Origin of the sequence: Nocardia sp. NPDC006630 (assembly GCF_040611495.1) — a bacterium.
GTDB lineage: Bacteria > Actinomycetota > Actinomycetes > Mycobacteriales > Mycobacteriaceae > Nocardia.
Genome location: NZ_JBEXOK010000012.1, coordinates 42181 through 56248, shown reverse-complemented (window position 1 = coordinate 56248; position 14068 = coordinate 42181). Strand labels below are relative to the sequence as shown.

12 protein-coding genes are annotated in these 14068 nt (G+C 68.1%); 5 read left to right on the top strand and 7 right to left on the bottom strand.

The window, feature by feature from the left end; translation table 11 throughout:
• Positions 1-33 precede the first annotated feature (33 nt).
• From ABZX86_RS32650 to ABZX86_RS32630, 5 genes are all read right to left on the bottom strand, one after another.
• A complete protein-coding gene (locus ABZX86_RS32650) occupies positions 34-885 on the bottom strand; it encodes a class II fructose-bisphosphate aldolase (protein WP_355129083.1) in 852 nt (283 codons plus the stop codon).
• On the bottom strand, positions 876-1814 hold the full coding sequence (locus tag ABZX86_RS32645) for a hexose kinase (RefSeq protein WP_355129081.1): 939 nt from the start codon (positions 1812-1814) through the stop codon (positions 876-878). Before ABZX86_RS32645 ends, ABZX86_RS32650 begins: the two co-directional genes overlap by 10 nt.
• 8 nt (positions 1815-1822) lie before the next feature.
• Positions 1823-2962, bottom strand: a complete 1140-nt coding sequence (locus ABZX86_RS32640; RefSeq protein WP_355129079.1) for an amidohydrolase family protein — start codon at positions 2960-2962, stop codon at positions 1823-1825.
• A gap of 178 nt (positions 2963-3140) precedes the next feature.
• Positions 3141-4079, bottom strand: a complete 939-nt coding sequence (locus tag ABZX86_RS32635) for an ROK family protein (RefSeq protein ID WP_355129077.1) — start codon at positions 4077-4079, stop codon at positions 3141-3143.
• A 12-nt stretch (positions 4080-4091) separates the two neighbouring features.
• A complete protein-coding gene (locus ABZX86_RS32630) occupies positions 4092-5006 on the bottom strand; it encodes a sugar isomerase (RefSeq protein ID WP_355129075.1) in 915 nt (304 codons plus the stop codon).
• A 151-nt stretch (positions 5007-5157) separates the two neighbouring features.
• Here ABZX86_RS32630 and ABZX86_RS32625 point away from each other — a divergent pair, with 151 nt between their 5' ends.
• The 5 genes from ABZX86_RS32625 (at position 5158) to ABZX86_RS32605 (ending at position 12375) form a co-directional block, all read left to right on the top strand.
• Complete coding sequence (locus ABZX86_RS32625) at positions 5158-6411, top strand: extracellular solute-binding protein (protein WP_355129073.1); 1254 nt, start codon at positions 5158-5160, stop codon at positions 6409-6411.
• On the top strand, positions 6408-7304 hold the full coding sequence (locus tag ABZX86_RS32620) for a sugar ABC transporter permease (protein ID WP_355129071.1): 897 nt from the start codon (positions 6408-6410) through the stop codon (positions 7302-7304). Before ABZX86_RS32625 ends, ABZX86_RS32620 begins: the two co-directional genes overlap by 4 nt.
• The gene (locus ABZX86_RS32615; protein ID WP_355129069.1) at positions 7301-8188 is read left to right on the top strand and encodes a carbohydrate ABC transporter permease; all 888 of its coding nucleotides are present in this window, start codon (positions 7301-7303) and stop codon (positions 8186-8188) included. Before ABZX86_RS32620 ends, ABZX86_RS32615 begins: the two co-directional genes overlap by 4 nt.
• 13 nt (positions 8189-8201) lie before the next feature.
• Positions 8202-8990, top strand: coding sequence for a DeoR/GlpR family DNA-binding transcription regulator (locus tag ABZX86_RS32610; protein ID WP_355129067.1), 789 nt, complete (start codon positions 8202-8204; stop codon positions 8988-8990).
• Between the two features lie 130 nt (positions 8991-9120).
• A complete protein-coding gene (locus ABZX86_RS32605; RefSeq protein WP_355129065.1) occupies positions 9121-12375 on the top strand; it encodes a BTAD domain-containing putative transcriptional regulator in 3255 nt (1084 codons plus the stop codon).
• On the opposite strand, the gene ABZX86_RS32600 is transcribed toward ABZX86_RS32605, so the two are convergent.
• Entirely contained in the window at positions 12359-13120 is a 762-nt protein-coding gene (locus ABZX86_RS32600; protein WP_355129063.1) for an ABC transporter permease, read from the bottom strand. The genes ABZX86_RS32605 and ABZX86_RS32600 overlap by 17 nt on opposite strands.
• The gene (locus ABZX86_RS32595) at positions 13117-14061 is read right to left on the bottom strand and encodes an ATP-binding cassette domain-containing protein (protein WP_355129061.1); all 945 of its coding nucleotides are present in this window, start codon (positions 14059-14061) and stop codon (positions 13117-13119) included. Before ABZX86_RS32595 ends, ABZX86_RS32600 begins: the two co-directional genes overlap by 4 nt.
• Between the last annotated feature and the right edge of the window lie 7 nt (positions 14062-14068).

Here is a 14068-nt window from a genome sequence, read left to right as displayed (position 1 = left end):
AATTCGTGCGAGGAATACTTGCTGGTCGACAGCTCAGTTAGGCACGGCACGCAGCGTGCGGGCCGCAATGACACGCAGGTGGTGTTCGACATCCCGCTGAATGCCGGAACGCCCCGGGCCTAGGTACTTTCGCGGATCCGACGTTCCGGGGGCGGCGGCCAGGGCGATGCGGACGGCCTCGGTGAGCGCGATATTCAGGCGGGTGCCGTAATTGATCTTGACCATGCCGTGCCGGACGGCCGCGCGCAGACCCTCGTCGGGCACGCCGGAGGAGCCGTGCAGCACCAGTGGAATATCGAGAGCCGCGACGAGGCGGGTGATGAGCTCCTCGTCCAGCAGCGCGGCCCGCGTCTGCATGGCGTGCACCGACCCGACCGCCACGGCCAGGGCGTCCACACCGGTGGCGGCGGCAAAAGCGGCCGCCTCGTCCGGATCGGTGCGCACGCCCGGCGCGTGTGCGCCGTTCTTGCCACCGACCTCGCCGAGTTCCGCTTCCACGAAAACCTCCCGCTCATGACACCAGCGCGTGATTTCTGCTGTCGCAGCGACATTTTCGCCGTACGCGAGCGCGGCGCCGTCGTACATGACCGAGCCGAGCCCGAGCTCGACCGCCTCCCGGATCAGTGCGGTATCCGTCGCATGATCCAGATGCACCGCGAGAGCGGCCGTACTGTCCTCGGCGATCGCCAGGCAAGCGCGGCCCAGTGGTCTGAGACCACCGTGATACTTCACCGTATTCTCTGAAATCTGCAGTATCGCAGGCCTTTCGGTGGCTTCGGCCGCAGCGGCGATGGCTTCCGCATGCTCGAGGGTGATGACATTGAAGGCGCCGAGTCCGCCCGGCCCGGCCAGCTCGATCAGTCTCGGGACAGGTGTCAAAGGCATGGCTGCTCCTGGATGTTCGGCCCGCCCACCGGTTCCACTCGAACCTGTCGAATGAGGCGATCCCGCAGTTCGTGGTCGATCTCGCCGGCCACCGGCCGGGCCACGGCCGCCGCCGAGGTGGCGACGGCATCGGCAAGCAGTGCGGGCCAGCCGATTCCGGCAGCCAACCCGGCAATGACGGCAGCGGCGGCGGCATCACCCGCACCGGTCGGATTACCGGAGATCACCTCCGGCGAGTGCGCGGACCAGGCGCAGGTCGCGGTGACGGCCACCATGCCCGCGTGGCCCCGGGTGGCGACGATCGCGGCGACTCCGGCATCCAGCAGGGGCTTCGCCACCGTCACTACTTCGGCCGAAGTGCCCGGCGCGACACCTGTCAGAGCAAGCAGCTCATCGGTATTGGGCATGAGGACCACGCCCGGCACCCGCACCGCAGCGTGCAGCGCCGCACCGTCGACATCACAGATGACGGGGATTCCGGCGGCGACCGCGAGCCGCGCCAGCTCGGCCGGGAAGTCGGGCCGCACCCCGCCGGGCAGCGAACCGGAGATCACCAGGCCCCGGGTCGCCGGCAGTAGCTCACCGATCCGGCGGCGCAGATCCGCCATGGCCCGCTCCGGATCGGCCAATTCCGCACCCGGCTCCCACAGTCCGGTGGTGGTGCCGTCGGCCTCACTGAGGACGACGGTGCGCCGCACCCGCGGCAGCGCGGTCACGAAGTCGACCGGCAGTTCACGCGCCGCCTCGACGGCGAAGGCGTGATCGGCGAATCCCATTGCCACGGAACTGTTTCCCAGCGCGTTCAGCACCCGCGAGACATTGATTCCCTTACCGCCGATCCGCTGCGTCAGCACCGGAACCCGCTGCACCGCAGCGTATTCGAAGCGATCGAGCCGATAGGTCAGGTCGTAGGCGGGATTCATGCTCACCGTGAGAATCACAGCCAGCGCCCCCGATACAGCACCCGGCGCAACGCCAATTCGTCGTCGACCACCAGAAGATCCGCATATCCCCCGGCCCTCACCTCACCGACACCGGCCAGACCGGCAATGCCCGCCGGTGTCGCGGTGGCCGCGCGCACCGCGTCGGCCAGGGACACACCGCATTCATGCACCGCCCAGACCAGGCACCGCAGCAGATGCGCGGTGCCACCGGCGATGGAACCAGTCGCGATACGCGCCACCCCATCGCTGACCCGCACATCCTGCGATCCGAGCCGGTAGGCGCCGTCCGGCATCCCGGCCGCCGCCATGGCATCGGTGATCAGCGCGACCCGGCCCGGAGCGGCAGCGAAAGCCAGTGCGCCGAAACCGGAGTCGACGTGCACCCCATCCCCGATCAGCTCCACCGAGGCATTGCCACCCGCCGCGGCCGTGAGCGCGGCGGCCACCGGCCCGGCCGATCGATGGTGCAGCGGCGGCATCCCGTTCCCGAGATGGGTCACCGATCTCGCCGGACCATTGGGCCGCAAGGCCGCCCGGAAGCACGCGAAGTCGGCATCACTGTGACCGAGCGAGACCGTCACCCCGTGATCAGCCAATAGCCCTGCGACCGAGTCGAATCCGGGTAGCTCCGGTGCCACAGTCATAATCCTCAGCTGCCCACCGGCGGCTGCGAGCAACCGCCGGACCAGCCCCGCATCCGGATCGATGAGATACCGCGGATCGTGCGCCCCACAGCGTGTTCCCGCCAGGAAGGGCCCTTCGGCATAGATCCCCCCGATCACCCCGGACTCGGCCAGTTCCCGCAGCGCCGCGACCTGCGCCACCATCGCGTCCGGTGCGGCGCTCACGATCCCCGCCAGCACGGTGGTACTCCCCCGTGACCGGTGATACTCCGCAGCCCCCGCCGCCTCCCCCTGATCCACGGTGTCGAACCGATGCCCCGCACCCCCGTGCACATGAATGTCGACCAACCCCGGTAGCACTAGCCCTTCGAACGACGGTTCCGCCGAATCCGGATGCCTCACAGCCCATTCGGCAAGCGTGTGCACCGCGGTGATCCGCTCCCCCGCCACAGAGATCACCCCGTCGGCGACATCTTGTGTGGCCGAGAGGACTCGCCCGCGAATATGCATCCCCGCATCAGAGCCCCACCTGCCGGCACCCTGCTCCGCCCGGCCTCCTCCGCTCGTGGACAGGCGCGCGGGATTCCGCCAAGCGCCGCTCATGCGCCCGACCTCCGCGCGCGGCCCGAAGCTCGGTGTGGGGTCCGCCACCGGCACGGGCTTATCGGGTCGGCGCCTCTCGCAGTGGTCATGCGAGCACACCGCATCTGGCGAAGAGGGCGGCGCCGGTGAGCCCTGCGCGCGCACCGAAGGCGCCGATGACCACTTCGGGCGCGGGGACCACACGCAGGCGTTCGGTCAGGGCCTGATGCAGCGGGTGGGCCAGGGCGTCGCCCGCGCCGGCGAGGCCGCCGCCGAGCACGATCAGTTCGGGACAGGTGGCATGGACGACGCCGAGCAGCCCGGCGGCGAGGGCGTCGACGGCATCGTAGAGAACGGCACGCGCCTCCGAATCATGGGCGAGACGGTCGAAGACGACTGCCGCGCTGAGGCATTCGGTACCGGTGCGCCGGGCGTAGGCGCGGGCGATGGCGGCGGCCGAGGCCACCGTCTCGACGCAGCCGGTATTGCCGCAGGGGCAGGGCAGGCCGTCCTTGCGCACCGCGATATGGCCGTATTCCCCGGCCTGGCCGATGCCGCCGCGTACGAATCGCCCACCCACGGACAGGGTTCCGCTGATTCCGGTGCCGATGATGACCACGCAGACCGAATCCCGGTCGCGCCCCGCGCCGAACCGCCATTCCGCCCAGCCGGCCGCCGCCACATCGTGTTCGAGCAGCACCGGCATCCCCCACCGATCACTGAACCGGGTACCCACCGCCACATTCCGCCAGCCGATATTGCTGCTGAACACCGCGATCGACCGGTCCGTGTCGACCACCCCGGGCAGCAGGACCGCCGCGCGTTCCACCCGCAACCGCTCCGCCGCGGAGAGCTTGCCCAGCAGCGCATCCCCGAGCTCCAGCATGGCCGTGAAAGCCGCCGCTCCGCGCGGGGTGGCGATATCACCGGCGGCCAGTGCGACGCCCTCGGCGTCGGTGATTTCCGCCTTGATGGTGGTGCCGCCGACATCGAGACCGAGCACGAGCGCGTCCGCTCCAAGTCCGATGACGGTTTGCAGATTCATGCCGGGCTCCGCTCAGGAATCGAGAACTACCGAGCGAGTGAGGCTACGCGGATGGTCGGCATCCAGGCCCAGATCGGCCGCACGGAGCACACAGAGCCGGTGCACGCGAACAAGATCCGCCATCGGATCGATGGCCCGGTGCTCCAGATGTGCCCCGGTCGCGGCGATATCCGCGGCGAATCCGGGCAGCAGCGGACCCAGCGCCCACACCGCACGCCCGGGCGCGGCGATACTGATCGGCCCGTGCCGGTACTCGGTGGACAGGTAGGACTCGGTCCAGGACTGGCAGGATTCGCGCAGTTTGAGCGCCGCCTCCTCGCCCAGCGCGGCGGCGAAACCCATTCCGGTGAAGGTGATCTGGTCCGCGTACCGCACCGCGCCGAGAGCGGTCGCGGGGTCCTCGGCCAATACCGCTCTGGCCTGGGCGATTACGGGCGTGAGATCCTCGCCGAGGCTCCAGCGCAGAATGGCCAGCGCGGTGGTGGCGAAGCGCGTCTGCACCACCGACCGCTCGTCCACCTCATCGATGAGGATCGAATCGCCCAGTGCGAGCACGGGTGTGCCGGGGCTCGAGCAGATGATCGTGCGCGGCGCCCCGGCCGGAAGCGCGCGCAGCGCATCGATCACCTCGGTGGTGGTGCCGGACCGGCAGATCACCACATACCTGTCGTACCGGCGGCCGATCGGCATCTGCCCGGCAGGCCAGGCATCGGTCAGCCCCTGTCCGGACCCCTCGCGCAGCGCCGCGTACGCGCGCGCCATGAAAAGGGATGTGCCGCAACCGATCGCGGCCACACTGTCGCCGGAGACCGGAAGCAGTGCGCGATGGGCCGCGGCAACGGTCCGCGCCCCGGTCCAGTTGTCGGGCTGCGAGGCGATCTCGGCGGAGAGATGAGTGGCTGAGGGTTTTTCGGCGGAGGACAGCACCAGCCCAGCCTGCGCTCAGTGATCGTACATGTCAAATTTACAGCCAAAGCAGTCACAATCGATCACGCCTGCGTTAGATTCGACAACAATCACCCGTTCGACCTCATCATCCTCGGTTTCGCCCGGGTGCGTGTATCGAAAGGTTCCACAAGTGAAAAGATCCCTCCACCAGACCATTGCGGGCGTGGCAGTGCTGACGGCAGCCGTCCTCGCCACCTCCTCCTGCGGCTTCGGCTCGAAGAGCTCCTCCGATAACGGGCCGAACAACCTCAACCTGCTGGTTCCCGCCTACAGCGACGGCCCGCACGGCACCAAGGCGCTGTGGGAGGGCATCCTGAAGGGCTTCCACGACCAGAACCCGGACATCACGGTGAATCTGCAGGTGGAGTCCTGGGACACCATCAATGATGTGGTGCGGACCGATCTGCAGTCGACCTCCAGCACGCCGGACGTGCTCAATATCGACGCCTACTCCAGCTTCGCGGGCGACAAGATGCTGTATCCGGCCTCGGATATCGTCTCCGATTCGGTGCTCGCCGATATCCAGCCCGGTTTCAAGCAGAACGCCACCATGGACGGAACCCAGTGGGCGCTACCGCTGTTCGCCTCCACCAGGACCCTGTTCTACAACACCGACCTGCTGACCCGCGCCGGCGTCACCACCCCGCCCAAGACCTGGGCCGATCTCACCGATGCGGCCAAGAAGGTCGAGGCGCTCGGCGGCGGCGTCTCCGGGTACGGCCTGCCGCTGGGCAGTGAGGAAACGCAGGGCGAGACCTCCATCTGGACCTTCGGCGCGGGCGGCAATTGGTCGGCGGACGGCAAGGTCACCGTCGACACCCCGGAGAATCTGACCGGTGTGCGCGCCATGAAGTCGCTCGCCGATGCCGGTGTGACGCAGCCGAATCCGGGTGCGACCGACCGCAAGGACGTCCTCAATGCCTTCATCCAGGGCAAGATCGGCATGATCGAGGGCCTGCCGCCGCTGATCGGCATGATCGCCGACAAGAACCCGGGATTGAAGTACGCGACCGCGCCCTCGCCGACCGAATCCGGGCAGCCGGTGACCCTCGGTGTGGCCGATCATCTGATGGCCTTCAAGAAGGACGGCAGTAAGCAGGCCGCCATCAAGAAGCTGCTCGACTACTTCTACGCGCCGGACGCCTATACGAATTTCGTGAAGTCCGAACACTTCATTCCGATCACCGTCAGCGGCCTCACCGCCCTCGCCGACGATCCGGTGACCAAGGCCTTCGCTGCCACCCTGCCGGCCGCCAAGTTCTACCCGAGCAACAATCCCAAATGGGCGGCGGCACAGGGCGCGATCAAGCAGCAGCTGGGCACCATCACCCAGGGCGCCGATCCGGCCGATGTGCTGAAGAAGATCCAGCAGGCCGCGAATTGAGCAGGCGCGGAACCAGATTCACGGCAGGGCTGGCCGCCCTGCCGTGGGTCGGCCCGGTACTGATCCTGGTGGTCGCGATCGTCGTCTTCCCCGCCGGATACATGTTCTGGACCAGCACCCGGAATCTGTCCCCCTACGGCCAGGATCGCGGCTCGGCGGGATTCGGGAACTACCGCACGCTGTTCGCGATTCCGGAGCTGGGATCGGTGCTGTGGCACACAGCGTTCTGGGTGATCGGGGTCGTATTCATCACGCTGGTGCTGTCGGCCGGACTGGCACAGTTCCTCAACAGGGACTTCCCGGGACGGACCGCGGTGCGGCTGGCGGTGCTGGTGCCGTGGGCCGCGTCGGTGATGATGACGACGACGATCTTCTACTACATGCTGGACCCGGATGTCGGCATCGCCAATCGGTTCCTGGTCGATATCGGCGTGCTGGACCGGGGTTTCGGTTTCACCAAGGAGCCCACCCAGGCCTTCCTGGTGGCGATCGGCGTCGGCGTCTTCGTCTCCATCCCCTTCACCACCTACACGATTCTGGCCGGGCTGCAGGCGATTCCGGCCGAGGTGGTGGAGGCGGGCCGGATGGACGGCGCGAATTCCTGGCAGCGCTACCGCCATCTCGTACTGCCGCAGCTGCGCCCGGCCATGGCGGTGGCCGCCATCATCAACATCATCAACGCGTTCAATTCACTGCCGATTCTGCAGGTCCTGACCGGCAGCATCGCCGGATTCGCCGCCGACACCACGACCACGCTCACCTTCAAGCTCATTCGGCAGAACCAGCAGATCGGTACCGCCGCGGCCATGAGCGTGCTGAATTTCGTGCTGATCGTGGTGATCATCGCGATCTACGTGAAGGTGATCCGCCCGACCGATCAGGTGGACTCGTGACGACTACGCTCCCCACACCCGACGCGAGCGCCGCCGCGGCGAAACATCCTGCGCCCCGGCGGAAACGACGCCGCTGGGAACTGACCGCGGTCGGTGTGCTGCTCGCCGCGCTCTTCCTGATCCCCTATGTGGTGATGGTGCTCGGCTCGCTCAAATCCCGCGCCGAGATCCTGCGCATTCCGCCCACCTATCTGCCGCACGTCTGGCATCCGGACAACTACTCCACCATGTGGAACACCCCGGAAACGCCGCTGCCGTTCAATCTGGTGAGCACGATCGTCATTTCGGTGAGTGCGACCCTGCTGGTGCTGGCGGTGGCCGTTCCGGCCGCGTATTACACTGCGCGCCGCCGCTTTCCGGGCCGCGCCGCTTTTCTCGGCGTGGTGCTGATCACCCAGATGCTGCAGCCGACCGTGCTGGTGACCGGTCTGATCCGGGAGTTCTTCGCACTCGGCATCAATGACACCTGGCTGGCCATGATCCTGGTGAACGCGGCCTTCAACCTGTCCTTCGCGGTGTGGATTCTGCACAGCTTCTTCGCCTCTGTCCCGGTGGAGATCGAGGAGGCCGCACAGCTGGACGGACTCAGCCGGTGGCAGATCCTGAGCCGGGTGAGCCTGCCGCTGGTGTGGCCGGGCATCGTCACCGCGACCATCTTCGTCATGGTGGCGTGCTGGAACGAATTCGCCGCCAGCCTGGTGATCCTGACCACGCCGGAGAACCAGCCGCTGTCGGTGGCCTTGACGAAGTTCATCGGTCAGTACGACACGGCTTGGCAATACGTGTTCGCCATCTCTACCGTCGGTATCGTGCCGGTCGTCATCCTCTTCGCATTCATCGAAAAACGTCTGGTCGCCGGTCTCACGGCCGGCAGCGTGAAATGACAGGCAGGGTGCAATGACCGCGGCGGCCGATCGATCCACCCGCTGGAACCGGCTGCTCGAGCTGCTGGCCGAATCCGGCCGGCTCTCGGTGGAGGAGGCGTCCGAACGACTGGGCGTCTCCGCCGCTACCGTCCGCCGCGATTTCACCTCGCTGGCCGACCAGCAGCTGGCCACCCGCACCCACGGCGGCATTGTGGCGACCTCGGTCGCCTACGATCTGCCCGCCCGGTACCGGCACAGCGACGATGCCAAGCAGCGCATCGCCGAACACGCGGCCGGGCTCATCGATACGCATGCGGTGGTCGGGCTCAACGGCGGCACCACCACCACCGCCGTGGCCCGCGCGCTGGCGAGCCGCCCCGACCTGGCCACCGCCACGGACGAGCGGCTCACCATCGTCACCAATGCGCTGAACATCGCCTCCGAGCTGGTCCTGCGCCCGTATCTGCGCACCATCTGCCTGGGCGGTATGGCCCGCCGCGAGTCCTACGAACTGCACGGCCCGCTCGCCGAGCGTTCCCTGGCCGAATTGCGCTTGGACACACTGGTTCTCGGCGTCAACGCGCTCTCCGTCGACGGCGGTGCGCAGTGCACCCACCTCGACGAGTCCGGCGTGAATGCCGAAATGGTCCGCCGCGCACAGCATGTCATCGCGGTGGCGACCTCGGACAAACTCCAGCGCACCGCACTGGCCCGGATCTGCCCGATCGAGCGGATCCACGTCCTGGTCACCGATTCCGACGCCGACCCGGAGACCGTCGCCGGGCTGCGCGCCGCCGGTGTGCGAGTCGATCTGGTGTGAGCCGGATGCCCGGGGCCGCCGAGCGAATCGGTGCACTCCGATTCCACCCCGATTGCTGACCGGTTGCCGCGGGAGAGCCGACAATCCGGGCACGGGGCAGGCTGGCGGCCCGGCGAGCGTGCACGGCAAGATGAGCCGGGTGCAGATCGGGATGCTTGGACCGCTGGTTATTCGGGCGGATGACGGCGGTGCGATAGAGGTGCCGGGCGCCCGGCTGCGTGCGCTGTTGATCGCACTCGGCCTCGAACCCGGGCGTGCCGTCTCGAAAGCGAAGCTGGTCGATTGGATCTGGGGTGAGCAGCCGCCCGCCGATGCGGCGAATGCGCTGCAGGCCTTGGTCTCCCGGCTGCGACGGGTGCTGCCGGACGGTTCGATCGAGGTGCAGACGGGCGGATACCGGCTGACCGTGGAACCGCACGCGGTCGATGCCGTGCGGTTCGAAGAGCTGCTCGACCAGGCCCGCGGCAGCGCGGACCCGCGCCGCGCCCAGCTGCTGCGGGAGGCCCTGGAACTGTGGCGCGGCACCGTGATGCAGGACGTCGGCCTGCAGGACAGCGAGGCCTTCGACGCCGTCGTCACCCGGCTCGAGGGGCTGCATCTCGCCGCGCTGGAGGATCGCTACGAGGTGGAGATCCGCCTCGGCCGGGGTGCGGAACTGGTCGCGGAGCTGACCGAATCGGTAGCCCGGCATCCGGTGCGGGAACGACTCGCCGCCGCGCTCATGCGCGCCCTCGGCGCCGCGGGCCGAGGCACCGAGGCCCTGCAGGTGTACCAGCGGGCGCGGGAGGCGCTCGCCGACGAGCTGGGCGTGGACCCCTCGCCGGAGATGTCCGCACTGCACGTCGCGCTACTGCGCGGCGAATTGGACGCACCGGAGCCGACTCCGGCGACCGAGGAGGTCCGCAAGACCAACCTGCGGGCCGAGCTGACCACCTTCGTCGGCAAGTCCGCCGACGTCGCCGCGGTGGCCGAACTTGTTGCGGAGCACCGGCTCACCACCTTGAGCGGGCCCGGGGGCTCCGGTAAGACCAGGCTGGCCGTGGAAACCGCGCAGACCCTGCTCGGCGAACTGCCGGACGGGGCCTGGCTGGTGGAACTCGCGCCCATCGGCGCGAGCGGTGATGTGGCCCAGGCGACGCTGGCCGCGCTCGGACTCCGCGAGGCGCTGCTCGGCGGCGCACCGGATGCGGAACCGATGGACCGGCTCATCGCCGCGTTCCGCGGGCGCGAAGCGCTGTTGATTCTGGACAACTGTGAGCATGTGATCGAGGCGGCGGCGAAATTCGCCCACCGGTTGCTCGGCGAGTGCCGGCAACTGCGGATTCTCGCGACGAGCCGGGAGCCGCTCGGCATTACGGGTGAGGCGCTGTGGCAGGTCGAGCCGCTGGCGCTACCGGCCGCGGACGCGGCTCCCGCCGATATCGAGTCCTCCCCCGCTGTTCAGCTCCTGCAGGACCGCGCCGGCGCGGTGAGCCAGTCGCTGGCGGCGGACGCCCACGCACTCTCGAATATGGCGCGCATCTGCCGCGCGCTCGACGGGATACCGCTGGCCATCGAACTCGCCGCGGCCAGATTGCGCACCATGTCCCTCGATCAGCTCGCCAACCGCCTCGACGATCGATTCCGTCTGCTCACCGGCGGCAGTCGTACCGCGATACCGCAGCACCGGACGCTGCGCGCGGTGGTCGACTGGAGCTGGGAGTTGCTCACCGACGCCGAACGCACTGTGCTGCGCCGACTTTCGGTGTTCGCCGGCGGCGCGAGCCTGGACGCCGCCGAGCAGGTCTGCGCCGGGGATGCCCTGTGGAGCGACCTGCAGAGAGACGCAAGCGGTGCCATTTCGAGCGACCTGCAAGCAGTCGCAAGCGGTGCGGTCGAGCAGTGGGAGGTGCTCGAGCTGCTGACCGCGCTGACCGAGAAATCGCTGCTGCGCACCGTGGCGAGCAGCGCAGGGCCCGCGGCGGGCGATAGCGCACCGCGCTACCGGATGCTCGAGACGATCAAGGAGTACGCCCGGGAACGGCTCACGGAGGCAGGGGAATCGGAGTCCGCGCGCCGGGCGCATCTCGCGTACTTCACCGAGCTCGCCGCCACCGCCGATCCGCATCTGCGCCGCGCCGAGCAGCTGGAGTGGCTCGCCACCCTCGCGGCCGAGCACGACAATATCGCCGCCGCCCTGCGCGCCGCGCTCGCGGCCGGCGATGCGACCGGGGCCATGCGGCTCGCGGCGGCCGCCGGCTGGTACTGGTGGCTCGGCGGGCACAAGGCCGAGGGCATGGAGCTCATCATCGCGGCCGCCGAGGCGCCCGGTGAGGTGGACGACGACACCCGGGCCATGGTGTACACGCTGGTCGTGCATTTCGTGTCCGCCGGGCGGAATGACGAGTTCCAAGTGGAGGATTGGATACACCGGGCGCACCACTACAGCCGGGACTCCCAGATCCGCAACCCGCTGCTCGGATTCGTCGGCGCGCTGGAGCGCATGCTGCAGGGGCCGGATGCGTTTCTGACCGCGTTCGAACCGCTGCTCACCGATGAGGACCCGTGGGTACGCGCACTGGCCCGGTTGCAGATGGGCAAGATGCGGATCGTGCTCGGCCGGGATATGCAGGATGTGGATGCGTATCTGGAGCAGGCGCTCACGGAATTCCGGGCGATCGGCGAGCGCTGGGGTATGTCGTTCGCGCTGACCGAGGTGGCGAATCGCATCGCCATGCGCGGCGAATTCCGCAGTGCGATCGAACATTTCGACCAGGCGATCGCGGTGGTCACCGAGGCCGGCGCGCTCGAGGACGTGGTGCAGCTGCGGGCGCGGCAGGCGCAGCTGTACTGGCTGCTCGATGATGCCGAGGCGAGCGCGGCCGCCATGGCCGAGGCGCAGCGGTGCGCGCAGCGCTGCGCCTGGCCGAACGCACTGGCCGAGCTGGCCCTGGCGCAGGCGGAGCTGGCTCGCTGGAGCGGCGACACCGATCAGGTCTACCGCCAAATCGACGTCGCGACAGTCACATTGGATACCGAGTCGACCAATATCCGGGCGGTGACCCATGATCTGCTCGGCTATGTCGTCGACAGCCTCGAGGATGCCCGCGAGCACCGCGTCACGGCATTCCGGGCGGCATCCGAGACGGGGTACGCACCCCTGATCGCGCAGGTGCTCATCGGAATCGCGGACCAGGCGCTGCGCGGGGAACAGTACGAGCAGGCCGCGCGACTGCTCGCGGCGAGTGCGACGGTGCGCGGTCTGCCGGATCGGTCGCATCCGGATGCGGCCCGCATCGAACAGGCCACGCGCGAAAGCCTCGGCGAACCGAAGTTCGCCGAGGCGATGCGGGAGGGTGCGCAGACCAGCTGGCATGAGCTGATCGAAACTACGCTCGCTTGCTGAATGTGGCACGGGACCACAGGTATCCGACCAGGGCGATACCGGCGCACCAGGCCAGCGCGGCGGCCGTGTAGCCGCCCGACGGGTTGCCGGTGAGCAGGCCGCGCAGCGATTCGATGATCGGAGTGAAGGGCTGGTACTCCGCGAATTGCCGGATGCCCTGGCCCATCTGGTGCGCCGGCACGACCGCACTGCTCACGAAGGGCAGCATGATCAGCGGCACGGTGGTCATGCCCGCGGATTCCGGAGTCTTCGCGGCCATGCCCAGTGCGACGGTGAGCCAGGCGGTGGCGAAGGCCGTCGCCGCGATGACTCCGATCGCGCCGAGCCATTCCAGCGGGCTTGCCGCAGAACGGAATCCCAGTGCGAAGCCGACGCCGATGACGGCCGCGGTGGAGATCGCGATGGTCAGCATGGTGGCCACCACGTGGCCGGTCAGCACCGCGCCGCGAGAGACGTCCATGACCTTGAACCGGTTGATGATGCCCTTGGTCATATCGGAGTTCACCGATACCGCGGTCGAGGACAGTCCGTAGCTGATGGCCAGCAGGATCATGCCCGGCAGGGCGTAGTTGATGTACTTCTCGCCGACATTGAAGGCATTGCCGAAGACGTAGACGAAGATCAGCAACATCATGATCGGCATCAGGGCCGCGTTGAAGATCGTGACGGGCGTGCGTGCGGTGTGTTTGAAGTTGCGCCGCAACATGATCGACGCGTCTGCCAGTGGTGCGGAAAGGGTGCTCATGATGCGTCGGCCTCCGTGGTCGCGTGTCCGGTCAGGGCAAAGAAAACGTCGTCGAGATCGGGGGTGTGGATCGAGACGTCCGCGGTCTCGATCGAGTGGTCGGCGAGCCGATTCAGCAGCTCGCGCAGCGATTTGGTGCTCCCGTCGCCGGGAATCCGCAGGGCCAGCGCCTCGTCGTCGCGGGTGGAACCGGGCAGAATCCGTTCCGCCGCATCCATTTCCGCGACAGCGGTGAAGGTGACCTGGATGTGGCTGCCCGGTATCTGGCGCTTGAGCTCGGCGGGCGTGCCCTCGGCGACAATGCGCCCCTGATCGAGCACAGCGACCCGGTCGGCCAGCTGATCGGCTTCCTCGAGGTACTGGGTGGTGAGGAAGACGGTCACACCGTCGGCCGTCAGATCCCGCACGATGTCCCACATGGTGCGCCGGCTGCGCGGATCCAGTCCGGTGGTCGGCTCGTCCAGGAAGATGATCTCCGGCCTGGTGACCAGCGTCATCGCCAGATCCAGCTTCCGGCGCATACCGCCGGAGTACGTCGACGCGTGCTTGCGCGCCGATTCCACCAGATCGAATCGCTCCAGCAGGCCGGCGACCACCCGCTTGCTCTCGCTGCCCCGCAGGCGATGCAGATCCGCCATCAATCGCAGGTTCTCCTCGCCGGTCAGCAGATCGTCCACCGCCGCGAACTGCCCGGTGACGCCGATCGCCTTGCGAACCGCCTTGGGTTCGGTGGCGATATCGTGCCCGGCCACACTCGCCGTGCCGCCGTCGGCGGTCAGCAGTGTGGTCAGCACATTGACCGCCGTCGTCTTCCCCGCACCGTTCGGGCCGAGCAGCGAGAAGATCGTGCCTGCGCCGATATTGAGGTCAATGCCATCGAGAACTGTTTTGTCCCCGTACGTCTTTCGCAACCCGGAGGCCGCGATCGCTGAACTTGTCATGGGAATA

Coding starts and splice junctions, on each gene's coding strand:
- ABZX86_RS32635 (WP_355129077.1), bottom strand. CDS start 4,079: ATGAATCTGCAAACCGTCATCGGACTTGGAGCGGACGCGCTCGTGCTC.
- ABZX86_RS32610 (WP_355129067.1), top strand. CDS start 8,202: ATGACCGCGGCGGCCGATCGATCCACCCGCTGGAACCGGCTGCTCGAG.
- ABZX86_RS32605 (WP_355129065.1), top strand. CDS start 9,121: ATGAGCCGGGTGCAGATCGGGATGCTTGGACCGCTGGTTATTCGGGCG.
- ABZX86_RS32640 (WP_355129079.1), bottom strand. CDS start 2,962: ATGCATATTCGCGGGCGAGTCCTCTCGGCCACACAAGATGTCGCCGAC.
- ABZX86_RS32650 (WP_355129083.1), bottom strand. CDS start 885: ATGCCTTTGACACCTGTCCCGAGACTGATCGAGCTGGCCGGGCCGGGC.
- ABZX86_RS32600 (WP_355129063.1), bottom strand. CDS start 13,120: ATGAGCACCCTTTCCGCACCACTGGCAGACGCGTCGATCATGTTGCGG.
- ABZX86_RS32595 (WP_355129061.1), bottom strand. CDS start 14,061: ATGACAAGTTCAGCGATCGCGGCCTCCGGGTTGCGAAAGACGTACGGG.